Below are 25,005 nucleotides of genomic sequence, written 5' to 3' on the forward strand. Positions count from 1 at the left end.
GTCAGGTCCGGCGATCGGGCGCGGAGTCGTCCCACGGCTCCAGCGTCCCGCTCCCCAATCCCTCACGGGCGATCTCCACCATGCGCCGTGCCGCCAGCGCCAACCTCTCCGCCTGCGCCTCAGCCTCACGCAGAGCGCGGAACGCCTCGCCGTAGCGCCGCTGTTCGGCGGGGTCCAACTGAGGAATGCGGGAGCCTCTGTGATCGGCTCGGTAGGTGCCGCTCTGTGACGTGGTTCGACGAAGGTTGGGCCCGGACTGGAGGAACCCTTCGAGGTAGTCGGCATCGATCTGGTCACCGGTGACGGCAGGCCCCTCCGGTCCCAGCTCGACCAGACCGGCACGGACCAAGTCCGCGACGCTCACCGTAGCCCCGCCCCAGAGGTCGGCACCTTCGGTGGGGCGCAGCCGCGGGGCGGTCACATCCAACTCCTGCAGGGAAGAAACCAGTTCAGCTCGGGCCTGCTCGAACTCAGCGGCTAGCTCGCCACGCCCGACGGGCATCCGCGCGGCCGGGGTGAGGTCGACGTCGTCGTCGAGCAGATCGATGAGCGGGATTTCAGCGCGCTGCCGCTCGGTCGGTTCGAGACTGCCGTCGGGGGCATTGCCGCTGAGGTCGACGAAGGTGACGGTGGCGGGGCGCTCGGTCGCGTCGACCGGCCGGTGCAGCAACCACAGGTGCACGGGCAACGAGTGCGCGGAGGCGACCCCGCCGGGCAGGGCGACGACCTTGCGTACGGCGCCGCGCCGGACCAGCTCGGCCCGGATACGACGACCGGCCTTGCGGTAGGCGACGGAGGCAGGCATCACCATGAGGACATGACCGCCCGGTGCGGTGTGTGCGTACGCGTGCTGAAGCCAGGCGAGTTCGCCTTCCGCGCGCGAAGGTGTACCGAACTCCCAGCGGGGATCAATGAGGAGTGCCTCGCGCCCCCAGTCGGTGACGGCCACAGGCGGATCGCAGACCACTAGGTCGGCTTGCAGGGATGGGAAGCCGTCAGCACGCAGGGAGTCGCCCTCGACGAAGGTGGCGCCGGAGCCGCCCGAGAGCATGGAGCGGACACGGGCGATACGGATGGAGTCCGCGTCGACGTCCTGGCCGGCGCGGATCAGGTCCCGTTCGGACTGAACAGCATGGAGGAGCGAGCCGATTCCGCAGGCCGGGTCGAGGACGGACTGCCCCGGTTCCGAGTCGGGGGCGAAATGAGCCACGGCCCGCAGAATTCGCGGGGCTGTGAACTGATCGGATCCGGACCGACGGGCCGAGTCCGTCAATCTTTCGACGAGAGCTTCCAACGCCTCAGCGGCCGTGCTCTCGGCAGCGAGGCGGTCTACGGCGGAGGCAGCAGCTTCTGGCAGCGAGGCCGCGGCGACCTCGGCGCCCTGTGGGCCATAGGTGAGCGCCACTGCCTCAGCGTCTCCTCCGCCTGCCTGCTTCAGCAGGTGGGCGGCCACAGCTGCGACGCCAGCCGCGGCGGAGTCGCCGTAGGCGGCTCGAAGCGCCTGCCAGGTCTGCACCTCCAAGGAGACTTCCTGGCTCTTGTTGCGGCGTTCCAGCCAGTCACGCACTTCCGGCCAGGCGAAGAGCGGGCTGGACGCACTACCGCCCTGCGCAGGGGGGAAGTCACCGTACCGACGGCGCCAGTTGGAGACGGCTGCCCGGGTCACTCCTGCTAGGCGGGCGATCTCAGCACCGGTGACGAGCGCGGCGGATAGACCGTCGGGCTGGCCCGGGACGGAAGCAACAGGGTCCGACATGGTTGACACCGTACACGGGCCAGATGACATCCAGGAGGCAATACAGGGCGCACTGACGGGGGACGGATCCCGTCGTCAGTGCGCGCATGGCGGCGACTGGTACGGGAGGCCCTAGCTCGCATACGACCTCCATCACTGCATCCGTTGACAACGTCAACGCAATACTTGTTCCGCCGGTGGCGCGTCGAGGTGTACCTTATGCCGCAGGGGGTACAGGCGTGCCTTCACCAGCAGACCGCTTTACGAAGGAGTGCCCGTGGCTCTGCAGACTGTTGCCGAACGGTTCCGCATTACACGAGCTATCGGACGCGGCAACATGGGGGAGGTCCACGAGGCCATCGACCTTGATGAGCCGGAGCACTCCACCTCCCGCCGGGTCGCCCTCAAGACGATCCTGCGCAGCCGCACCGGTGTGGCCGTCGACACGGCCGAGGACAACAAGGCAGTTGAACGGTTCCGCCGCGAGGTCGACATCATGCGGCGGCTCTCCCCCCACCACCCCCACCTCACGCATCTGGTGGCGGGCGGCGTCGACAGGGCGCCGGAGCACGGTGGGAGCGGTCTGCCCTATCTCGCGATGGAGCTCCTGGACGGGGACACGATCAAGGACTTGATCGGTGAGGAGCCCCAGTTGCCCGTGTCCTGGGCCGCGGCCATCGGCGCTCAGCTCGCTGCCGGCCTCGCCTCCGCGCACGCCGCAGGCATCGTGCACCGCGACCTGAAGCCCGCCAACCTGATGCTCACGCGGGACGGGACGGTCAAGATCCTCGATTTCGGCATGGGCCGGATCGTCGACGACCCGGACAGCGCGCGGCTCACCAGCACCGGTGTCGCGGTCGGCACCGCGCGGTACATGGCGCCGGAGCAGTTCCGTGCCGAGCAGGTGACTGCAGCCGCCGACCTGTACGCGCTGGGCTGCGTGCTGTACGAACTGCTCGTCGGCAAACCCCCGTTCACGCGGAACACCGCTTTCGACCTCTCCCGCCAGCACCTGGAGGACCCGCCACCCTCACTGACGGTGATCCGTCCCGACCTGCCTGAGGCGCTGGTGCTCCTCATTGCCCGGCTACTGGAGAAGGACGCGGCGAACCGGCCGGAGAACGCAGGGCAGGTTCGCGAAGCGCTGGTGCCGCTCGCGCTGCATCCGGACCCGGCGGTCGAACTGCTCGCACCGCACTGGGCTGCCATGGACCCGGTGGCGCGGCTGCGCGCCGACATCCCCACGCCTTCCGCACCGGTGCCGCCGCCCGTTCCCCGGAGAGCCCGGCAGGTGCCGGACGCCATGGACGTCTTCGGTATCCACCGGGACCTGGTCCACGAGTACGAGAACTTCACCCGCAGTTCGGCGACGATCCGGGACGGCAGGATCGCGGGCTTCCTCGAGGACGACCTGGCGCACAAGTCACAGTGGCCCGACCCGTGGCTGTCGCTGAATCCGTTCTTCGAGCCCGGCGGCGAAGTCACCGACCTCGTGCGGGACGGCGTACTGCACCCCAAGTGCGCGGAGATCTTCCAGGCAGGCAAAAAGGAGGATGCGCCGCGCCCGTCCGGGCGGCCGCTCACGTTCCACCGCCACCAGTACGAGGCGGTCGAGGCCGCCCAGGCCGGTGACTCATATGTCCTGACGACTGGCACGGGCTCCGGCAAGTCGCTCTCCTACATCGTCCCGATCGTCGACCGGGTTCTGAAGCAGCGTGAGCAGGAGGGGCCGGGGGCTCCCGCGCGTGTGCGGGCCATCGTCGTCTACCCGATGAACGCGCTGGCGAACTCGCAGCTGGAGGAGCTGAAGAAGTACCTGCGGCACGGCTTCGGTGCGGGTGGCGAGCCCGTGACGTTCGCCCGCTACACCGGCCAGGAGAGCGACGAAGACCGTCAGGAACTGCGCAAGAACCCGCCGGACATCCTGCTCACCAACTACGTGATGCTGGAGCTGATGCTCACCCGCCCCAAGGACAGGGCGAGCCTGATCAAGATGGCGAGCGGCCTCGAATTCCTGGTCTTCGACGAGCTGCACACCTACCGCGGCCGGCAGGGAGCCGATGTCGCGCTCCTGATCCGCCGCGTCCGCGAGGCCTGCCGGGCGGCGGCGGGCCTGCAGTGCATCGGCACGTCCGCGACGATGTCCACCGAGGGCAGCTGGGAGGACCAGCGGCGGGAGGTGGCAAAGGTCGCGGGCCGTCTCTTCGGCACGACGGTCTATCCGCACCGCGTGATCGGCGAGACCCTGGTGCGCGCGACACAGCACCCGGCACCGGCCGACGTCAGCGCCGATCGGCTCCGCACCGCAGCGGCCCCCCGGGCGTACGACGCGCTCACCAAGGACCCCCTTGCACGCTGGCTGGAGGCCCGGTTCGGGCTTGAGGAGGAAGAGGGCTCGGGTCGGCTGCGCCGTTGCTCCCCCGGCACCATCGAGGACGCGGCTGCCGAACTCGCTGCGGCGAGTGGGGTGGACGAAGAGCTCGTGGCCGAGGCGATCAAGGCCACGCTCGAGGCTGGTTCGCAGGCGAACCACCCGGTGACCGAGCGCCCGCTGTTCGCGTTCCGGCTGCACCAGTTCCTCTCCAAGGGCGACACGGTCTACACCACCCTGGAAGACCCGCTCAGCCGCCCGCTGACTCGCACCTACCAACTGGAACAGCCGGGCAGTGGCGGCAAGCCGCTGTTCCCGCTGGCGTTCTGCCGTGAGTGCGGCCAGGAGTACATGACGGTGTGGCGCATCGACGACAGCGGGACGTTCCGCTACGAACCGCGCCGTGACACCTCTGCCTCCGGTGGCCGTTCCGGAGAGGGTTATCTGTACGTAGGCACGCCAGGCGAGGATTACGAATGGCCCGCCGACCCGCAGAAGGCGGTCGACGACCGCCGCCTTCCCGAGTCGTGGCTCGAGCCCGACGCGCAGGGTGTGAACGTCGTCAAGAAGTCGTTCCGGGAGCGGCTGCCGAAGCGCGTCGTCGTCGACCCGCTCGGAGTGGAGTCCGGCGGGGGCCTGGTGGCGGCCTTCATCCCGGCGCCGTTTCTGTTCTGCCTGCACTGCCAGATCTCGTACGAGCAGACCCGCGGCAAGGACTTCGCGAAGCTGGCAACGCTCGACCAGGAGGGCCGGTCGTCGGCCACCTCCGTCATCTCGGCGTCCATCGTGAAATCGCTGCGGTCGGTGCCGGAGGATGTGCTCGCCAAGGAGGCGCGCAAGCTCCTCACGTTCGTCGACAACCGGCAGGACGCGTCCCTGCAGGCCGGTCACTTCAACGACTTCGCCCAGGTGACACAGTTGCGCAGCGCGCTCTACCTGGCCGCGGCGCGAGCTCCGGAGGAGGGTCTTTCGCACGACGACCTGACCGAGGCCGTATCGGAAGTGATGGGGCTCGCACCGCACGAATACACAGGCGTGGGTGACATGGCGCCAGGTCTGGAGAAGCGGGCCACCCGGACGTTTCGCGAGGTCATCGGCTACCGCCTGTACCGCGATCTGGAGCGCGGCTGGCGGATCACGATGCCGAACCTGGAGCAATGCGGTCTGCTGCGCATCGACTACGAGGACCTGGACTGGCTGGCGGGCCGTCAGGACCGCTGGGCCAGTACGCATCAGGCACTGCGGGACGCGGAGCCGTCCCTGCGGGCCGAGGTGTGCCGGGACCTCCTCGACTACATGCGCCGGTCCCTCGCCATCGACGTGCAGTTCTTCCGTGAGGACTTCGACACGCTCAAGGGGGCGAGCGAGGAGCGGCTGATCGACCCGTGGGTGCTGTCCGACAGCGACCGGCCGAGCGTGGGCACGGCATATCCGTACGGTTCGAAGCCTGGCATGGAGCGTTCGGCACTGTTTCTGTCACCGCGGGGCAAGTTCGGCCGGTATCTGAAGCGGGTGATTCCGGCACTGCGTCAGGCTCATCAGGACGATGTCCAGGCTGTCATCGAAGAGTTGCTCGGCGTGCTGACCACAGCCGGCCTGGTGCAGGAGGTGCAGGTAGGGCCGGAGCCATCAGGACCTGCGTTCCGGCGCCGGAAGGCCGAGACCCGCACTGGCTTCCGGGTCTCCGCTGCGGCACTGATCTGGCGGGCCGGGGACGGCCAGACAGGGGCACTCGACCCGCTGTCGCGCACATACAGCAGCGGTGAAGGGCCACGCGTCAACCCGTTCTTCCGCGATCTGTACAAGCAGGCCGCCGCGGAGCTGGCCGGTCTGTACGCACGTGAACACACCGCGCAGGTGCCGCCGGAGGACCGGCAGCAGCGTGAGGCCCAGTTCCGTAAGGGCAAACTCCCGTTGCTGTACTGCTCGCCGACGATGGAGCTCGGCGTGGACATCTCCTCGCTGAACGCGGTGATGATGCGCAACGTGCCGCCTACGCCCGCCAATTACGCGCAGCGTTCCGGCCGTGCGGGACGGTCCGGGCAGCCCGCGCTCGTCACCACGTACTGTGCCACCGGCAACAGCCACGACCAGTACTACTTCCGTCGCTCCCGCGACATGGTGGCCGGTCAGGTCGCCCCGCCTCGCCTGGATCTCGCCAATGAGGACCTGGTCCGCTCACACCTGCGGGGCATCTGGCTCGCGGAGGCGGGCTTGGAACTCGGCCGTGCCATCCCCGACATCGTGGACGTCGCCTACGACCCGGACGACGAGGAGCGCCCCGATCCGGACATGCCGCTGCCGCTGCTTGCCGATGTGCGGGACGACTCCCTGGACGAGCAGGCGCAGCGGCGTGCCGTCGCCGCAGCGCACGCCGTACTCGCCCCGCTGGTCCCTGCGTTCAGCGACACCACGTGGTGGTACGACGAGTGGATCGAGGACCAGGTCAAGGCGGCTCCCGCCGACTTCGACGCGGCGTTCGACCGCTGGCGGCAGCTGTTCCGTGCCGCGGTCATCGACCAGTACGAGCAGAACCGCCGTGTGGTCGATCACTCGCTGAGCCCGGGCGAGCATGCCCGGGCCCGGTCCCGCAGGCGTGAGGCGGAGACGCAGACCGCGCTGCTCCTCAACCGGTCCACCGACGCCAAGTCGGTGATGAGCGACTTCAACCCGTACCGCTATCTGGCGTCCGAAGGCTTCCTGCCGGGTTACAGCTTCCCGAGGCTGCCGCTGGCCGCGTATATCCCGCGCTCCGGCAACCGCCGCAACGCCGACGGCGACTACCTGCAGCGACCCCGGTTCCTGGCAATCCGCGAGTTCGGCCCGGGAGCGCTGATCTACCACGAGGGCGCCCGCTACCAGGTGACCCGTGTCCAGCTGCCGCCGGACGCCTCCGGCGATCCTGCGACAGCCGAGGCCAAGCGCTGCGATTCCTGCGGCTACCACCACGATGCCCAGGACCCCGCTGACCTGTGCCGGATGTGCAACGAGCAGCTGAGCGCGTCCCGGAAGGGCCTGCTGCATCTGCACACCGTGTACACCACACCGCGTGAGCGGATCTCCTCCGACGAGGAGGAGCGGCGCCGTGCCGGTTTCCGCCTGGAGACGTCGTACGCCTTCCAGGACCATGGCGACCGCAAGGGCCGCCTCACCTCACAGGTCGGGGACGCCGGCGGGGCGCCAGTGCTCACACTCGACTACGGAGACTCGGCGACCGTACGCATCACCAACCTGGGCCGGGTCCGCGACAAGGCGGGTGAGCCGGACGGCTACTGGCTGGATCTCGGAGATGGCCGGTGGCTCAATGACAAGGCGGCGGCCGAGGCCATCGAGGGCAGCGGTCTGCCGGTGGTAGACGAGCAGGGCAACGAGAAGCGCCGCAAGAAGCGGGTCCTGCCGTACGTCGAGGACCGTCGCAACATCCTGGTTGCGACGCTCGACGAGCCCCAACCTCGTTCTGTGGCACTGTCGTTCATGTACGCGCTGGAGCGTGGCATCGAGACGGCGTTCGAGCTGGAGGACTCCGAGCTCACCGCGGAACTGCTGCCGCCGGACGACGGCCCGCACCGCTACTTCCTGTTCACCGAGGCCGCCGAGGGCGGGGCCGGCGTGCTCCGCCGGATCCAGCACGACAAGGACGCGCTGGCCAAGGCCGCGCGTGCTGCCCTCGCCATCTGCCACCTCGATCCTGACGACGGCGCAGACCACGGCGGACCCGAGGGTGGTGGGCCGTGTGCCCGCGGTTGCTACGAGTGCCTGCTCACCTACGGCAATCAGGGCCACCACAAAGAACTGAGCCGCCAGGCTGCTGGCCCGCTGCTGTTGCGCCTGGCGTCGGCGACGACGGTGAAGGAGGAGCGGGGCGAATCCCGCTCGGAGCAGTTCAGGCGGCTTTCCGCGCACCTGTCGGATGACGCCGCGCCTACGGCCCTGGAGGCGGACCTCGCTGCTCTGGTCGCCGAAGGGGATCTGCTGGCCTGGCTGCGGGCCAAGGGCCTGAGGCTCCCGGACGAGAAGGAACCACTCGTCGGTGACGCCGCCGCGAGGCCGGACTTCGTGCTGCGCCTGCCGGACGCAAACGTAGCTCTGTTCGTCGACGTGAACGGTGTCGCGGCCGATGCCTCGCGGGACGAAGGGGCTGAAGACCGGCTCTTCACCGCTGGATGGGACGTCGTACGCTTCGCCGCCGGAGAGGACTGGGACGCCGTCGTCGCAGCGAACTCCGGCTACTTCCAGCTCCGTTGACCACCCCGACCAACGTCCACCACGCTGCAAAGGACCTGACGAACCGAATGAGCCTCACGTACTCCGCCGGCTCCCTGGTGGCCGCGCGCGGCCGGGAATGGGTGGTGCTGCCGGAAAGCGCCGCCGACATGCTCGTCCTGCGGCCTCTCGGCGGCAGCGACGACGATATCGCGGCCGTCTTCCCCACGTTCGAGGACGTGCGGCCCGCCGAGTTCGCCGCGCCCAGCGCCGACGACCTGGGCGACCAGCGCGCGGCAGGTCTGCTGCGTACGGCCCTGCGGATCGGTTTCCGGTCCGGCGCGGGCCCGTTCCGTTCGCTGGCGTCGATCGCCGTGGAGCCGCGCGCCTACCAGCTGGTGCCGCTTCTGATGGCGTTGCGGCAGCGGACAGTGCGGCTGCTGATCTCGGACGACGTGGGCATCGGCAAGACCGTCGAGGCCGGCCTCATCGCCTCGGAGCTGCTCGCGCAGGGTGAGGCGAGCCGGATGACGGTGCTGTGCTCCCCGGCGCTCGCGGAACAGTGGCAGGCAGAGCTGCGCGGAAAGTTCAACATCGACGCGGAGCTGGTGCTCTCGTCCACCGTGTCACGGCTTGAACGCGGCCTGGAACTGGGCCAGTCGCTGTTCGACAAGTACCGGTACACCATCATCTCGACGGACTTCATCAAGTCGACCCGGCACCGCGAGGACTTCGTCCGGCACTGTCCGGACCTGGTGATCGTCGACGAGGCACACACGTGCGTCTCTGCCGACGACGCGCTCTCCGGCTCCAAGTCCGGGACGAACCAGCTCCGTTACGAGCTGCTGCAGCGCGTCTCCGCCGACCAGGACCGCCACCTCCTGCTGCTCACCGCGACGCCGCACTCCGGCAAGGAGTCCGCGTTCCGCAACCTGCTCGGCCTGGTCGTGCCGGACCTCGCGCACGTCGACCTGGAGAACCCGGCCGGGCGGGCGCGGCTCGCCGAGCACTTCGTGGCCCGCAAGCGCGCCGACGTACGCCACTACCTCACCAAGGAGGACGGCCTGGCGGACGACTCGCTCGCCGAGCGGACCGCCTTCCCGTCGGACCGCTGGACCAAGGACGAGCCCTACAAGCTGGCGCCGGAGTACCGCGCGCTGCTCGACGACGCGATCGCCTACGCCGCCGAGCGGGTCCGGACCGCAGGGGCGGAGGGCAGGCGCGAGGCACGCATCGCATGGTGGTCGGTGATCGCCCTGCTCCGGTCGATGGTGTCGTCACCCCGTGCCGCGGCGCAGACGCTGAAGACGCGGTCGGCGTCGGCGGCCGCCCGTACCGCCCAGGAAGCGGACACGCTCGGCGCCCCGCTCAACAGCGACGCGGCGGACAGCGACGCGCTTGAGGGCTTCGACGTAGCGCCCGGCGCGAGCGAGAGCGAGGCGGCGGAAGGCCGCTTGGCCGAACTCTCCCAGCGGGCCGCCGAGTTGGCGGGCCGGGACTCCGACGCGAAGCTCAAGGCCCTGGTCAAGCACCTCAAGGCGCTGCTCGCCGATGGCTTCAACCCGATCGTGTTCTGCCGCTACATCCCGACCGCTGAGTACCTCGCCGACGAGCTGGGCGGTACGACGGACGAGGACGGCAAGCCGCTCCGGAAGGGAGCGCTCGGCAAGAAGGTGCATGTCGCCGCCGTCACGGGAACGCTGTCGCCGCAGCAGCGTCTGGAGCGCATCGAGAAGCTGGGCGCGACCGGAGCCGACGATCCGGCGGCCCGCCGGGTCCTGGTCGCCACCGACTGCCTCTCCGAGGGTGTGAATCTCCAGCATCACTTCGACGCGGTGGTCCACTACGACCTGGCGTGGAATCCGACTCGGCACGACCAGCGCGAGGGCCGCGTCGACCGCTACGGCCAGAAGCGGGACCAGGTGCGCGTCATCACCATGTTCGGTGAGGACAACGGCATCGACGGCAAGGTCCTGGACGTGCTGTTCAAGAAGCACCGGCAGATCCAGAAGGACCTCGGGATCTCCGTCTCCGTCCCCGACGAGACGGCCTCCGGCGTGACCGACGCCCTCGTCGAATGGCTGCTGCTGCACGGCCGTCAGGGCGCCCAGCAGACGCTGTTCGACATGCCGGGCGTGCAGGAGTCATTCGACCGGATCGAACGGGACTGGAACTCGGCGGCGGAGCGTGAGAAGACGTCCCGGTCGAAGTACGCCCAGCGCTCTGTCCACCCCGAGGAAGTCGCCCGCGAGGTCGCCGCCGTACGGGCCGCACTCGGCGGTGCGGACGAGGTACGGGACTTCACTCTCGACGCCCTGCGCGGCCTGGACGCTCTGGTGCGTGACCCGCGCGACGGCACGGGCGACTTCACGGCGCAGGTCGGCGGCGCACCGGCGGGGCTGCGCGACGGTCTGGCCGCGGAGCTCGGCTCTGCCGTCGTCGAGGAGGACCGGCAGATCCCCTTCCGTGGCGATCCGGCCGTGGCCCGCGGCGAAGCGGCCCTCGTACGCACCGATCCGGCGATCGGCGCTCTCGCCGCGTACGTCCTGGACGCGGCGCTCGACGTGAACGCGCATGGCCCCCGCCCCGCCCGGCGCTGCGGCGTCGTCACCACGGATGCGGTCTCGACGCGCACCACGCTGCTCCTGGTCCGTTACCGCTTCCATCTGACGCTGCCGTCCCGGCACGGACAGCGTCAACTGGTGGCCGAGGACGCCCGGTTGCTGGCCTTCGAGGGCCTGCCGCAGCGCGCGCACTGGCTCGCCGGCGAGGAGGCGGCCGCCCTGCTCGGCGCCTCCGCGAGCGCCAACACCAATGCTCAGCTGGCCCGGAACCACATCACCCGCACCCTCACCGGACTGGACGTCCTGACCGGCCATGTGGAGGAGTACGGGCAGCAGCTCGCCGACGAACTGGCCGCCTCGCACCGGCGGGTCCGCAAGGCCGGTGACGAGATCGTCCGCGGCCTCAAGGTCGTCCCGCAGCAGCCCGCCGACATCCTCGGTGCCTACGTCTACCTGCCCGCCAACCCGGCCGCCGTGTCCGCCGCCTCGACCGCTGGAGCCGAAGCCTGATGTCCGCCGCGACCACCCGTACCACCCAGGCCTTCACCGCAGTCACCACCGTCGGCGGGCTGCTTCCCGCCGACATGCTGCTCCGTATCGCCGAGGCGAAGACCCTGCCGGGCACCAGGCCTGCCGACTACGGCCTGCCCGCGTCCGTTCCGGTACGCGACGAGGCCGAGCGGGCCTGGGAGTACCTCAAGCCGCTCTGGCGCGAGTTGCGCACGGCCCTGCCCGCCGACCCCGTGACGGGCGCGGTCGCCGCCGACCCGACGGGCCGCGCCAGCACCGACTGGCTCGCGCAGCTTTTCCGCAAGCTGGACTACGGCACGCTCACCGAGGTGGGCCCGGACGGTCTGCGCGCCGACACCGACCCGAACTCGCGTTTCCCGGTCAGCCACCGGCACGGCCCGGCACTCCTTCATCTCCTGCCCTGGAACCAGGAGTTGGACAAGCGCCCGGCACCCGGCCAGGTACCGCCGCAGTCGATGCTCCAGGACTGCCTCAACCGCACCGAGGCCCACCTGTGGGCGGTCCTCACCAACGGCCGCCGGCTGCGCCTGTTGCGCGACTCCTCGTCCTTCGCGACGGCCGCGTATGTCGAGTTCGACCTCGAAGCGATCTTCGACGGCGAGCTGTTCAGCGAGTTCGTGCTGCTGTACCACGTACTGCACGCTTCGCGGTTCGCGGTTCCTGAGGGGGCGGCGGCTTCGGGGTGCTGGCTGGAGAAGTGGCGGGCCGAGGCCGTCACGTCCGGTGCCCGCGCCCTGGACCAGCTGCGCCTGGGTGTGGAGCACGCCCTGACGGTCCTCGGCACCGGCTTCCTGCGCCACCCGGAGAACACGCGCCTGCGCGAGAACGTCGACCCCGAGGCCCTCCGCAAGGCCCTGCTGCGGCTCGTCTACCGCCTGCTGTTCATTTTCGTGGCCGAGGACCGCGACGCTCTCCTGGAGCCGAAGGCCGATGACCGCCAACGGCAGGCGTACGAACGCTACTTCTCCTCGGCCCGCTTGCGTGAACGGGCCCGCCGCCGCCAGGGCACGGCGCACGGCGACCAGTACGAGGCTCTGTGCATCGTCCTCGACGCTCTCGGCGCGGAGGGCGGCCGCCCAGAGCTGGCCCTGCCTGGCCTCGGCGGCCTGTTCTCACGCACGGAGACGGACGCCCCGCTGGACGGCCTCAAGCTGTCCAACGAGTCGCTCCTGAAGGCCGTACGTCACCTGGCCCAGGTCCGCGACCCGGGTGCCCGCCGCTGGCGCACCGTCGACTACCGCCACCTGGACGCCGAGGAACTCGGCTCGGTCTACGAGTCCCTCCTGGAACTGGAGCCGAAGCACTCCGCGACCGACCGCAGCTTCGAACTGGTCGGGGTGGCGGGCAACACCCGCAAGACGACGGGCAGTTACTACACCCCGTCCTCACTGATCGAGTGTCTCCTCGACACGACGCTCGACCCCGTGCTCGACGATGCCGTCAAGCGCGGCGAACAGCGCGCCACCGAAGCAGGCCGCCCGGACCCGGCCGACGACATCGTCACGGAACTTCTCTCTCTCACGGTCTGCGACCCGGCATGCGGCTCCGGCCATTTCCTGGTCGCAGCGGCCCGCCGCATCGCCAAGCGCGTCGCCGCGGTACGCGAACACAACCCCGAGCCCACCGTCGACGCTGTCCGCCACGCGCTGCACGAGGTGGTCGCGCGCTGCATCTACGGCGTCGACCTCAACCCGATGGCCGTCGACCTGGCCAAGGTGTCGCTGTGGCTCGAAGCCCTGGAGCCGGGCAAGCCGCTGGGATTCCTCGACGCGCACGTCAAGCAGGGCAACGCACTGCTCGGCACGACGCCCGCGTTGCTCGCGGAAGGCGTGCCCGACGAGGCGTTCGACGCGATCGAGGGCGACGACAAGAAGTACGCGGCCGCGCTGAAGAAGCGCAACAAGGCACAACGCGGCGGCCAGGGCGACCTGTTCGCCGAGGTCGAGGTCACCGTCCCCAGCAACAGCCGCTACGCCACCGAACTCGCCCGCATCACCAACGCCCCGGCCAACAAGCTGAGCCAGGTCAACGCCCAGCAGGCCGCGTACGAGGCCTACGTGAACTCCGCCGCCTACACGCGCGACCGTGAGATGGCGGACGCGTGGTGTGCCGCGTTCGTCTGGCCGAAGGAGGAGGGGGCGCCTGAAGCTCCGACGCAGGATGTCGTGCGGAGCCTGCTCGCGGGTGACACGTCGGCGGTCAGTGACGCCACGCTGTCGGAAGTCCTCACCCTGAGCGGGCAATACCAATTCTTCCACTGGCACTTGGAGTTCCCGGAGGTGTTCGCTGTCCCGGAATCGGGCGCAGGCGTCGACACGGCGACGGGGTGGGCCGGGGGATTCGACGCGGTGTTGGGGAATCCGCCGTGGGACAGTGTGAACTTCCCTGAAACGGAGTTTTTCGGGGTACGTGCGCCGGAGATCGCGGCGACCAACAACACGGCGGCGCGGAAGAAGAAGATCCGCGCGCTCAAGGACGACCCGGACACCGTCCAGCTGTACAAGGACTACGAAGCCGCCAAGCGCAGGGTGTACGGCGAGAGCCACTTCCTGCGCATCTCCGGCCGCTATCCCCTCACCGGCCAGGGCAACCTCAACCTGTACGCGCTGTTCGCCGAAGCCGACCGCATCCTGACGGCCGGTCGCGGCCGCACCGGCGTCATCATCCCGACGGGTATCGCAACGGATGCGCGGACGCAGTACTTCTTCAAGGACTTGGTATCGGCGGGGTCGCTGGCTGCGCTGTTCGACTTCGAGAACGCACAGCCACTGTTCCCCGACGTGCATCGCTCGTTCAAGTTCTGCGTCCTGTCCCTCGCCGGTCGCAGCCTGCGTGAACCGGCCGCCCGCTTCGCCTTCTTCCTCCGTGACCCGGCCGAAGTCGAGGCACCCGACAAGGTCTTCACCCTCACCCCGGAGGAGATCACCCTCCTCAACCCCAACACTGGCACCTGCCCGGTCTTCCGCTCACGCCGCGACGCGGAGATCACGCTCGGCATTTACCGCCGCGTGCCGGTCCTCCTCAAGGAGTCCGACAGGGAGACCGGCAATCCGTGGGGCGTGTCGTTCATGGCCATGTTCCACATGTCGCACGACTCTCACCTCTTCCGGCCCTCGGCCTCCAACGGGGAAACCTTGGAGTCAATGCTCGAGGACGGCTGGCGTCTAGACAGGAATGTACTGGTGCGCGGGGAGGAGCGACTGCTGCCGCTGTACGAGGCGAAGATGTTGCACCACTACGACCATCGCTGGGCGACTTACACCAGCGATAGCGAGACCCGCGACTTCGTACCCGCCGAGAAGCAGGATCCAGAAGTCACTGTCATGCCCCGCTACTGGGTGCCTGAACAGGACGTACCCAACGGTAAGTTCGACAAGCACGGCAAGGAGCAGCACGACCCTGGGGTTGCCTCACGCCTTGCCGAGCGCGGTTGGGCCCACCAATGGCTTCCCGGATGGCGAGACGTCTGCCGATCTACCGACTCACGCACTGCCATCACCGTCGTAGTCCCGCGATCGGGGGTAGGTGACAAGTTCCTCCTTGAGCTCCCGACGGGCTCGGCAGAGGACGTGGCCGCATTGATGACTTGTCGGTCATCAATGGCTTTTGACTTCGCTAGCCGCCAGAAGCTCGGCGGAACCAGCATGAAGTTCTTTACTTGGCGCCAGCTCCCGGTCGTCTCACCAGCTCAACTTGGTCCACACACCCCATTCACTACTCCTCGCCTTCTCGAACTCACCTACACCGCCCACGACATGGCCCCCTTCGCCCGCGACCTAGGTGACGAAGGCGCCCCCTTCCGTTGGGACGAAGACCGCCGCGCCATCATCCGAGCCGAACTCGACGCCCTGTTCTTCCACCTCTACGGCATCTCCCGCGAGGACGCCGCGTACATCCTCGACACCTTCCCCATCGTGAAGCGCAAGGACGAGGCGGCCCACGGCACGTACCGCACCAAGGACCTGATCCTCGCCGAGTACGACCGCATGGCAGCGGCCGGCCTGACCCTGGACACCCCGCTCGACGAGTCCGCCAACGGCACGTACCGCTCGACCCTCAACCCGCCCCCCGGCCAGGGCCCCCGCCACAGCTGAAAAACAGCATGTCCCGGGTGGACGGAACATCGGCCACCCGGGACACAGAAGACACACCTCAGCTACAAGCGACGGAGCGCACGAACCGCTCCCACTCGCCCCGGCCCACAGCGAAAGCCGGACGACTCACGTCCTTCGAATCCCTTACGTGGACGGCCTGTTCAGCGATCGCGATCTCCACGCAGCTGTCGCCCTCACTGCCGCTGTAGCTCGACTTGAACCAGGCGAGTTCCGCCGTACCGCCACCGCCACCGCTGCTCATAGCTCTCCTCGCAGTCGTTCCAGCAAGGCCCGGGATTCCGTGGGACTGAGGGCCTGCGACCGCAGTGTGTCATAGCGCTGACACAGTGCACTCACCTCGCTAGGGGCGGAGATCAGACGGCCGTTCTTCTGCCCTTCGGAGTACGCGAGCCGTCGGCCATCTGCTGTCTCCAGCACCTGCACCGGGCCATCCATGCACGCATGCAACGAACCCTCCAACGGCACCACTTGCAACGTCACATTCCGAGGCGCACTCAACTCCAACACATGATCAAACAGCCCCCGCATCACCTCAACACCCCCGAACCGCCGCCGGAACACATGCTCCTCAACGATGAAGCTGAACGGCACCGTCGGCCGTTCGCGCATGAGCTTCTGGCGCTCCATCCGGGCAGCCAACTGCGCCTCCAGCTCCGCATCCGTGCGGAGCGGGATCGTGCCCTCGAACACCGCCCGCGCGTATGCAGCCGACTGCAACAGACCCGGCACCAGCCTGCACTCGTACGTGCACAGGCTCACCGCCTCCCGCTCCAGCCTCGCCCACCGGCGGAACCACACGGCCAGTCCGACCTCGCCACGCGTGAGGTGGCGGGCGGCCTTCCGTAACGCGCCCGTGTTGCCGAGTGCTCCCTCCGCACGCTCCACGAACGTCCCATCGGGCATTCTGCGGCCCAACTCCACCGATTCCACGGTGTGTTTGGAGTACCTGACCCGGTCGGCGAGGTCGGCGCGGCTCAGCCCCGCGTACTCGCGCAGGGCCTGGACTACCGCGCCGAACGTGCGGAGACTGTCGGACGGATGGGGTTCCCGGTCCCCCGACAGGTCGCCGCACGGGTCCGGTACACCGCCGCCCTCCACCTCTTCGGTGATGCCCATCAGCCGCCCCTCTCGTCGTGCCCGCGCGCGCCGTACGGTTCCCCGCGATCGATCCACCCAGCGTGACCACGTACCCGTCGTACCGTCCACCCCAAGTGCCCGTACGCTGACTCAGCGTACGGGGTGCGCCCCTCGCGCGTACCCGGAATCAGCAGCCACGCTGAACCCATGAACCACCGGGTCACCCCTCAACTCACCTCCGTATCAAGGCAGTTCTCGCAACTGCTGTCCGCCACCCCACGCGGCGCCCGGCTCGCCAGGCGGCTCGCCGGCACCGAGCTGACTGCCTGGGGTGCGCCTCCCGATCTCACGGAGCGTGCCGAACTCGTCGTCGCCGAACTCGCCGCCAACGCCGTCGTGCACGGGCGGGTGCCGGGCCGCGACTTCCGGCTCGCGCTCGCCTATGACCCGGCGTCCGTCCGCCTCCGTATCGAGGTCACCGACGCCCGCGGGGACCGCCTCCCTGATGTGCAGCCCATCGGTACCGCACCCCGTACCAGCGGGCACGGACTGCTTCTCGTGGCCGCACTGTGCGATCACTGGGAGACCGTGCCGTACCCGCCCAGCGGGAAGACCGTCGTGGCGCAGCTGACCGCCGAAGCTGTTAGTGCGAGCGGAGTCCTTCCAGGTGGCGCGGCATCCGCTCGCCCTGCCAGCCGAGGACCAGGCGCCGGCGGGCTCGCGTGACCATGACGTAGTAGGTCATGCGGAGTTCCGCCGCCGTGGGGTCAGTGGCGGCGTCCGTCTCGGTGTCGGGGATGACGACCGTCTCGAAGTCCAGGCCCTTGGCGCTCGCGCGGTGGACGAGGACGATTCCGGGTCGGGTCAGGTCGAGGTCGCGGTAGCGGCCGGCGGCTGCCGCTGAGCTGTAGAGCTGGGGCGCGTGGGCGAGACCGGCCTTCTCCAGGATGCGCAGCAGATCCGCTGCGGTGCGCAGGGAGTTGACGATGACGCCTATGCGGTCGCCGGGATAGCATCGGCTCAACTCGGCTACCTCATCGGCGATCTGTGTAAGGCCAGTGAAGCCCCGCAGTATGGGCGCCTCGCCTCGCAGGGACGGAAGTGCGGGGCGTGCGCCGTCTACGCGGAACCGTTCGGCGAGGGCCGCGATCTCGCGGGTGTTGCGATGGTTGCCGCCGATCGCGGCCCGTCCGGTGTGGCGGCCGAGGGCCTTGGCGATCTCGTCGAGCGTGGAGTTCGTCTCCGTCAGGCGCTGGCATGCGTCGGCGAAGACCGTGACGGACGCGGCCGTCAGCCGGGCAAGGCGATAGAGGCCGGGCGGCAGGTCCTGGCCCTCGTCGATCACCAGATGCGGACGGTCCTCGGGTACGGGCGGGGCCCCCGGCGCTTCCACCCCGTGGAGCGCGAGCGCGTGCCAGTCGAACCAGCCGTCCTCCGTGCCCGTCGCGGCGCGGCCGAAGCGCCGGTGGATCCAGGCGTGGGCGGTGGAGGCGGCGACGGGGGCGGCCGGGATCGCGAGGCCTTGCAGAGTGTGGTGCAGGAGCTGGCGGAGCAGGTTGGAGCGGGTGAGGAGGACGGTGGGGTGCCCGGTGAGCGCGAGATGGACGGCGCGGTGTGCGGCCAGGAGGCTCTTGCCGCTGCCCGGCGGGCCGTCGACCACATGGTGGCCTGACAGTGGGAGTGCTTCCAGGCAGTCGCGCTGAACCGGTGTGAGGTCGTGGTGGAGGACCGGAGCGTGCACGGTGGTCATGGGCGTCGCCCCAGCTCTGCCGCGATGGCGGCGGCCGACTCCCGGCCCGCGTCGAGGACGTCCGCGAAGAAGCCGGGGACGCGGGCCGAGCCGACGACAAGGGCGCGGTCGAGCAGCGTGTTGTTGGTCTCGCAGCTCGTCTCCGGCAGCAGGCAACAGGCGTGGCAGGCAGCCCGGTTGAGGTTGCCGAAGCCCTGGCCTGTGTGCTCGGCGCACAGCGGGTCAGCGGAGCACCAGGCCGCGGCCTCCAGCATGCGGACCAGCGTCTCTGCCAGATGCGGCGCCTCGCCGAGGCGGACGAGACCGCCGAGCGTGCCCTCGGCGTCCCCTGCGGCGGTGTAGACGAGCAGGCCGCGCTGCCCGAACTCCGGCCGCCCGTAGACGCGTTCGCGCAGGCTGGCCGTGGTGTACCCGGAGTCGAAGGAGAGCTGGCGGATCAGCAGGTGCGCGAGGGTATGCAGCAGAAGGAAGCGGGGCGAGAGCTCGCTGCCGGTGGTCTCGGCGAGCTGCTCGCGGCGGAATGATCCCGCCAGGTCACCGCCGATCTGCTGAACGTGCCGCCGTACGCGCGGATCCTGCTCCCAGGTGTTGAGACGCTGCTCGTCGAGGCTGAGGACCAGGCCCTCGCCGTACACCTCGGTGGCCGGGAGCCAGCGGCGGCGGCCGCTGGTGTCCGCGGGGACGAGGGTGCCGGCCTGGGTGTGGCGGCGGAATCCGGTCAGCGCACGGACCTCGCGCAGCCGGTCGACCAGGACTACGCCGTCGAAATGGGCGTTGAGCGTGGCCCAGAGCGGCTCCGAGTCACCGTCGAGGCCGAGGCTGCCGCGGCGTACGGCGAACTCTGCGGACGCCGACGGGAATTGGGGTGCCGCGAAGGAATCCCATTCGTCGCGGCTGAGGTCGAGTGGGACAGCAGACGGCCCCGTCGGCGTGGCTCCGTGGGGCGGCGCCGGGGTGCCAGTGGCCTCGGCGACGAGCAAGTCGATCAGGTCGTCGGGCGCTTCCGTGTCCTCCTGGATGAGCGCGCGGAAGGTGTCCGCGCGCGGGGTGCCCTGGGCGGTGAGCAGCAGGTCCCAGCAGTCGTGCGCCCGTACGGCCGCGGCGGTGTCGTCCTCCGTGCGCTGAGGCGCGGTGGTCTCGGGGATGTCGAGGGCCGAGTGGACGACTGGGTAGTACACGTTGCCCGCGGTGCGCTGCACATGGTGGACCTGCTGGTTGCAGGAGGCGCGCGCGCTCCAACGCTGCCAGGGGTTGCGTCCTGCGCAACGGCCGCTCTGCGGGCCGAGGACGTCGAGCAGGTCCCGCTGGGCTCCGCAGGATGCGCCGTTGGCGTGGGTGGCGTCGCAGCGTACGGAGAGCGCTTCGAGGCCGGACGCGCGGTCGGCGACGAGGAACCGCAGCCGCCTGGCCTTCCAGCCGCTCCCCGCGTCCGGGCACGAGTCCCTTTCTTCCGGATCGAGTTGGGAGTGCGCCCAGTACCACCAGTCGATGTCGTCAAGGTGCCCGTCCGGGCAGATCCGCACGAACCGCATCGGTGTGAGTCGGGGCGCTGCGGCGCAGGAGACGCAGACGGGCGGCTCTCCCGGCCGCTCGTGCTCGTACAGGAAACGGACCATGGACCGGCAGGCGCCACAGAACAGCCAGCCCGGGAAGCGGACGTACGGGGCGCCGGGGCGGTCGGGGTCGTCATAGCGGTCGTTGAGGGTGTGCGGGGCGGCGTAGAAGCCGGTGGCGCCGAGGCGGGCGGCTAGCCGGTCGGAGGCGATGGGTGTCTTGCCGTTCTGCGGCCACGCCTCGATGCCCGCTGCGACGAACGACTCTCCCTGGACGTCGAGTACGGCGCCCACACCGAACGGCAGCACCGTCTGTGCCTGGCGTACGCGGATCTTTCGCTTCACTGTCCTGCCCCCGTCACGGTGATCTGGCATTCGCGGTCGACGCTGCGCATGGAGTTGAGGGTCTCCCACAGGCCGTAGCGCTGCTCGAAGCCCTTGAGCAGGTTGTGCCGGCCCTTGCCCTGGCTTCGGTAGTAGAGGTCCTGGCCGCGGGATTGCGCCTCCTCGGACTGGCAGCACCAGTGGTGCAGGAGGTCGCCCAGCTCCCTGCGGACGTCAGCCCGTACGGTGTCGCCCTCGGCGATCGCGGCACGGGCGGCCAGAGCGTCAGCGAGGTGTTCGGCCTCGGCCCGGTGGGCGGTGATGTGCCCGGCTTGGTTCTCGGCGGCAAGGCCGAGCCTGTGGCGTACGAGGATCACGAGCGCCGCGTGCAGGGCGCGGCGGCGGGCGGGCAGGGACCACGGGGTGACACTGGCGGGTTCCACGGAGCGGTAGAGGGATCGGTGGTACTCGCCGAAGGTCTCGTAGTGCGAACGGTCCCGCGGGCGGGTCGCGTTGAAGTACGTGACGACCAGGCCGGGAACGCGGTGGCGGCCGACGCGGCTGGTGGCCTGGATGTACTCGGCGGTCGTCTTGGGCTGGCCCTGCATGAGCAGGTAGGCGAGCCGCCGCACGTCGACGCCGACGCTGAGCATGTTCGTACAGGGCAGGAAGGAGACGGACTGCGGGTCCGTCCAGGGCTTCTCCAGACGGTCGAGGAGGATCGGCTGCTCGGCGCGCGAGGGGTGGTCGCTGCTCAGCTGCTGTACGTCGTCCGCGGTGAGGGCGCGAATGCCCTGGCCCTCGTCGAGGCCCCGCAGTTGGGCGGGGATGTCGTCGCCTGCGGCGGTGACCGTGCGACCGAGTTCGCGGAGGCTGTGGTGGTAGGCGACCAGGGTCCAGTAGGCGTCGCGATGTTCTTCGGGCAGCTGGTGGGCTCCCTGGAGCATGGCGGCCGTGGTGGCGACGGAGCCGCGGCCCGCGGTGTGGCCCTGGGCCATGACGCCGAGGTAGAGGCGGCCGGGGCGGTCGTGGTCGGGGACTGCGAAGAAGCTGTCGCGGGCGTCGAGTCCGGACGGCGGGAAGAGCTGGACGCTCTGGTGGTGCAAGGCACGGACCTGTTCCGCGGAGCGGCGGATGGTGGCGGTGGCCGCGACGATCTTCGGCGGGCGGCCTGCGCGGTCCGTGCAGAGTTCCAGAACGGCGGCCTCGTAGAGGCCCACGGTGCTGCCGAGCGGTCCGGTCAACAGGTGCAGCTCGTCCTGGATGACCAGCGACGGGGGCGGGTTGCCGGTGCCTGCGCCGAAGAGAGCGCCGGAGTCGGGTTCCCAGGCGAGGCGGGCGAACTTGTCGACCGTGCCGAGGACGAACGTCGGCGGCTTCTCGAACAGGTGCTGATCGACGACCGCGACAGGCAGCTCGCGGTGGAACGCGCAGGCGTCGCGGGGGCAGTTGAAGGCGAACCGGTCGGCCTCGGCCCGGACTCCGTAGTCCGCGCGGACGCTGGAACGCCGCTCCGGCATGATGCGGGTGCCGCACCAGGGACAGCGGTCCAGGATGAAGACGTCGCCGGGGTGGGTGGCGATGCGCTGTTCGTCGAATGCGGTCTTGGCCGCTTCGTACTTGTTGGGGGTGGTCCGGTCGCCCACCCACAGGCCGATGGTGATCGGTTCCGTGCCGAGGCCGAGTGCGGGCTCGGTGCGGCGCAGCTTCTCCAGAGCGCAGATGGTCGTGGCGGCGCGCTGGAACTGCTGGGTGGTGAGCAGGCTGAGGGTGTAGCGGCTCAGGACGGCCGTTCCGCCACCGTCCATACGTATGCGGCGCAGTGCGATCGTGAAGGCCGCGAGGAGCAGGTACGCCTCCGTCTTGCCGCCGCCGGTGGGGAACCAGATCAGGTCGGTGATCTCGCGGTCGGCATGGTCGGGGTCGCAGACACCGTCGAGGGCGAGGAGGAAGAAGGCGAGCTGGAAAGGGCGCCAGGTGGCGTCGGCGTCGACGGGCGGGTCGATGGCGGCGGGTTCTGAGCGATGGCGCCGCTCTCCGGCCTGGTCGGGTGCGGAGTGGCGCATCTGCAGCAGCATGGCGCGCTGGGCGACCTGGAAGGCGGCGAGGAGTTCGGGACGCTCAGGGTCGCAGAGGGTGCGTACGCCGGACTCGACGCGGGCAACGGCCTGGCCGATGCGGTCGAGGATGCGGTCCGCCGCCTCCTGCCCCCAGGCGGGGAGCTCGACGGAGCGCTGTCCCACGTACCAGGCGTGGTAGGCGGCGGCGAACTCGGCAAGCTCTTCGCGCAGTTGGTCACGGTGGACGTTCGGGTCGGCGAGGTGGGAGAGGACGAGCGCGGGCGTGTCCAGGGGGCCGCCTGCGCGGATCGCGGGTACTTCGGCGCGGGGCAGGGACTCGACGGCGAGCCCGGTGACCGAGCCGTCCTCGGCGTGGTCTTCGCGGACGGCGCAGCCGTGGCCGACGGCGTGCGTGACTACGTGACGGTACTGGAGGCGCAGCTCGCGCTCCTCGGGGTCGCGGCTGGCCAGCCGGACACTGGGGTAGGGCAGCACGGTGCCGTCGAGGGGACGCACGGTCAGCTCGCACTGGAAAAGCATGTCGTCCCAGTTCGGCGCCTTGCCCGTAGTGCTGTCGTGGCGGGCAGAATTGACCAGGCCGACGGTGACCAGGGTGCCGTCACCGTAGGAACGGCGGTGGACGGTGATCTCGGCGCGCTTGTCCAGTGCGTGGATGGTGTCCTGGCCGGGTTCGGCGGTGTGCGGCTCCGGCGGCAGAGGGATGCGTTGCCAGTGCCGTCCGCGTCCGGGGGTGCCCTTCCTGGTCTCGTAGCGGGCTGCGCCGCAGTGCACCTCGATGCGGGTGGCGTCGGTGTAGAAGCTGAGCCCGAGTGAGGCGGGCAGCCAGCTGTTGGCCTCCGGCACGGGATTGCCCGCGGGTGCCACGTCGGGGGCGTCACGTTCCGCGCCGTCCGCCTCCGGATCCTCCCCGGCGCGGTTCAAGTGTCCCTGTATGTCAGCCTGTTGCGGGTAGAGCGTACCCATCAGGTACTGGCGGTCGGGTGGCGCGTCGAGCACCTCGTCGGTCCCTTCGGCCGGGCCGACGAGGCGACGGTACAGGTAGTCGACGAGTTCCTGGCGGGGGTCCATGGGCGGCAGGTCCTTCGGTGGTCTGGTGAGAGCGGGGCGCTGGGATTGAGCGGCACCCGCGTTACGTGGTGGAGCTGGGCGGCGGAATGAGCCGGGCCTGTTCAAGGCGGATCCGGAAGACGATCTTCGCCTTCCCTTCGACCTGCCGGATGCGCTCACGCGTGACGCCGAAGACCCGGCCGATCTCCTCGAGTCTGCTCGGCTCGTCACCGTCGAGACCCAACCGCCGTACGAGGACGTGGCGATCGCGCTCGCCGAACGTCTCCAGGACTGCACGGAGCCGCTCCTGGAACTCTTTGCGGACCAGCACGGCATACGGTCCGGGCAGCCGGCTCGGGCCGATCACCAGATCCCCGAGGGCCAGGTCGTCGCCGATGATCCGGTCCAGCGAGTCGGTGGTACGGCTGACCTTCCGCACCAGCTCGACCTCCTCGAAGGTCAGATCAGCGAGGAAGGCCACGTTCTCGACAGTCCGCGCGCGCCCCTGGACAGCGAGCCGACGTTCGATCACCGCGACCTTCTGCACCTTCTCATGCATGTGCACAGGCAGCCGGATCACCGTGCCCTCGTCGGCAAGGGCACGCGTGATGCTCTGCCTGATCCAACTGGAGGCGTACGTGGAGAACTTGAAGCCCTTCGTCGCATCGAACTTGCGGGCCGCACGCATCAGCCCGAGCATCCCGTGCTGCTCCATGTCTTCCAGATCGAGGCCATGCCCCTGGTAGGCCTGGACAAGCTTCCACACGAGGCGCCGGTTGTGCAGGACGAGGCACTCGTAGGCCCGCCGCCGCTCGCTGTCGCGCGCCAGGGCAGCCAGCTCATCCGCCGGGACGTCGCGGCTCAAGTCCCCTGTGGCGCCGCGGAGAAGAACGGCGAGCCCGACTTCCTCCTCGGCCTTGAGCAGGAACCGTCCGGACTCGGCCCGCCACCGGTCCTCCTCAAGCACCGCCCTCGCGGCGTCGACCGCACGGGCGAGGGACGGATCCAGGGCGGAGAACGCGGCCGCCCCGCCCCTTCCCGTGCCCCGGCCTCGCTGCGAGGAAGGCTGGGAGGCCGGACGTCCAGACCCCATGCGCTTCGAGGGTGCTGCCGGGAGCGGCTTGGTGATCGGGAACTCAGCGCTCAACTGCCGCGCGTCGGCATCCCCCAGTCCATGCAGCCGCACGACGCCGGCATGGGCAAGCTTGCTCACGGCTCCATCGGAACCCTTGTAACGAGCGAGCATGCGCCGCGCAGCAGCGAGTCGCTGCGCGGCGACGCTGGGGAGGTCGGCAGCAACGGCGGAGCGAAGACCGGAAGCCGCCTGCCCGGGCACCCCCTGACTCGGCAGCTGGACACGAATGCCCATGGCAGCGAGACCACGGCGCAAGCCCTGGCGCTGCCCGTCGGTCGTGAGCCCCAAGCGGTCCGCCTCCGCGGCGAAGGCGACCTCGCTGACGGCGCCTCCACGCGCAGCGTTGCGCTTCAAGCGCTTGATGACAGCGGGGAGTTGAGTCACGATCTCCGACCGCGCCGCTCCAGCGCCAAGCTCCTCGTCCACGCCGCCCCCTTCCCGTACCAGGTGTCTCGACAGCCCTTGAGGGCCGTGGCGACGTCAGAGACTCTAGAGCCAGCCTGTTTACATCGTCAACAG

Annotated in this window: 11 protein-coding genes; 4 read left to right on the forward strand and 7 right to left on the reverse strand. The window is 69.6% G+C overall.

The genetic code is table 11. The annotated features are described in order from the left end of the window. Position 1: 1 nt before the first annotated feature. Positions 2-1,756 carry an N-6 DNA methylase gene (locus tag QIT00_RS16395; protein WP_282536005.1) on the reverse strand — a complete coding sequence of 585 codons (1,755 nt, stop codon included), beginning with the start codon at positions 1,754-1,756 and terminating at the stop codon, positions 2-4. Between the two features lie 256 nt (positions 1,757-2,012). On the opposite strand from QIT00_RS16395, the gene QIT00_RS16400 reads away from it, so the two are divergent. Genes QIT00_RS16400 through QIT00_RS16410 form a run of 3 tightly spaced genes read left to right on the forward strand, consistent with a single transcriptional unit; the run spans position 2,013 to position 15,498 of the window. Beyond that, entirely contained in the window at positions 2,013-8,351 is a 6,339-nt protein-coding gene (locus QIT00_RS16400; protein WP_282536006.1) for a protein kinase domain-containing protein, read from the forward strand. 47 nt (positions 8,352-8,398) lie between these two features. Beyond that, entirely contained in the window at positions 8,399-11,383 is a 2,985-nt protein-coding gene (locus QIT00_RS16405; RefSeq protein ID WP_282536007.1) for a DEAD/DEAH box helicase, read from the forward strand. Then, a complete protein-coding gene (locus QIT00_RS16410) occupies positions 11,383-15,498 on the forward strand; it encodes an Eco57I restriction-modification methylase domain-containing protein (protein ID WP_282536008.1) in 4,116 nt (1,371 codons plus the stop codon). Before QIT00_RS16405 ends, QIT00_RS16410 begins: the two co-directional genes overlap by 1 nt. A gap of 58 nt (positions 15,499-15,556) precedes the next feature. Here the strand turns inward: QIT00_RS16410 and QIT00_RS16415 are convergent, their stop codons facing one another. After that, positions 15,557-15,760: a DUF397 domain-containing protein gene (locus QIT00_RS16415; protein WP_282536009.1), complete on the reverse strand. Its 204-nt coding sequence runs from the start codon at positions 15,758-15,760 to the stop codon at positions 15,557-15,559. Then, on the reverse strand, positions 15,757-16,635 hold the full coding sequence (locus tag QIT00_RS16420; RefSeq protein WP_282536010.1) for a helix-turn-helix domain-containing protein: 879 nt from the start codon (positions 16,633-16,635) through the stop codon (positions 15,757-15,759). Before QIT00_RS16420 ends, QIT00_RS16415 begins: the two co-directional genes overlap by 4 nt. Before the next feature lie 168 nt (positions 16,636-16,803). On the opposite strand from QIT00_RS16420, the gene QIT00_RS16425 reads away from it, so the two are divergent. Then, entirely contained in the window at positions 16,804-17,322 is a 519-nt protein-coding gene (locus QIT00_RS16425) for an ATP-binding protein (RefSeq protein ID WP_282536011.1), read from the forward strand. Here QIT00_RS16425 and QIT00_RS16430 read toward each other — a convergent pair. From QIT00_RS16430 to QIT00_RS16445, 4 genes are all read right to left on the reverse strand, one after another. Next, a complete protein-coding gene (locus QIT00_RS16430) occupies positions 17,240-18,346 on the reverse strand; it encodes a DEAD/DEAH box helicase (protein ID WP_282536012.1) in 1,107 nt (368 codons plus the stop codon). The two genes, QIT00_RS16425 and QIT00_RS16430, sit on opposite strands and share 83 nt — an antisense overlap. Beyond that, positions 18,343-20,244, reverse strand: coding sequence for a DUF1998 domain-containing protein (gene drmB, locus QIT00_RS16435; RefSeq protein ID WP_282536013.1), 1,902 nt, complete (start codon positions 20,242-20,244; stop codon positions 18,343-18,345). Before drmB ends, QIT00_RS16430 begins: the two co-directional genes overlap by 4 nt. Continuing rightward, positions 20,241-23,372, reverse strand: coding sequence for a helicase (locus tag QIT00_RS16440; RefSeq protein ID WP_282536014.1), 3,132 nt, complete (start codon positions 23,370-23,372; stop codon positions 20,241-20,243). The genes drmB and QIT00_RS16440 overlap by 4 nt, the downstream gene beginning before the upstream one ends. Before the next feature lie 61 nt (positions 23,373-23,433). After that, positions 23,434-24,564 carry a sigma-70 family RNA polymerase sigma factor gene (locus QIT00_RS16445; RefSeq protein ID WP_282536015.1) on the reverse strand — a complete coding sequence of 377 codons (1,131 nt, stop codon included), beginning with the start codon at positions 24,562-24,564 and terminating at the stop codon, positions 23,434-23,436. Between the last annotated feature and the right edge of the window lie 441 nt (positions 24,565-25,005).

Origin of the sequence: Streptomyces luteolus (genome assembly GCF_029968015.1) — a bacterium.
GTDB classification, from domain to species: Bacteria; Actinomycetota; Actinomycetes; order Streptomycetales; family Streptomycetaceae; genus Streptomyces; species Streptomyces luteolus.

Coding starts and splice junctions, on each gene's coding strand:
- QIT00_RS16395 (WP_282536005.1), bottom strand. CDS start 1,756: ATGTCGGACCCTGTTGCTTCCGTCCCGGGCCAGCCCGACGGTCTATCC.
- QIT00_RS16405 (WP_282536007.1), top strand. CDS start 8,399: ATGAGCCTCACGTACTCCGCCGGCTCCCTGGTGGCCGCGCGCGGCCGG.
- QIT00_RS16410 (WP_282536008.1), top strand. CDS start 11,383: ATGTCCGCCGCGACCACCCGTACCACCCAGGCCTTCACCGCAGTCACC.
- QIT00_RS16415 (WP_282536009.1), bottom strand. CDS start 15,760: ATGAGCAGCGGTGGCGGTGGCGGTACGGCGGAACTCGCCTGGTTCAAG.
- QIT00_RS16420 (WP_282536010.1), bottom strand. CDS start 16,635: ATGGGCATCACCGAAGAGGTGGAGGGCGGCGGTGTACCGGACCCGTGC.
- QIT00_RS16425 (WP_282536011.1), top strand. CDS start 16,804: ATGAACCACCGGGTCACCCCTCAACTCACCTCCGTATCAAGGCAGTTC.
- QIT00_RS16430 (WP_282536012.1), bottom strand. CDS start 18,346: ATGACCACCGTGCACGCTCCGGTCCTCCACCACGACCTCACACCGGTT.
- QIT00_RS16440 (WP_282536014.1), bottom strand. CDS start 23,372: ATGGACCCCCGCCAGGAACTCGTCGACTACCTGTACCGTCGCCTCGTC.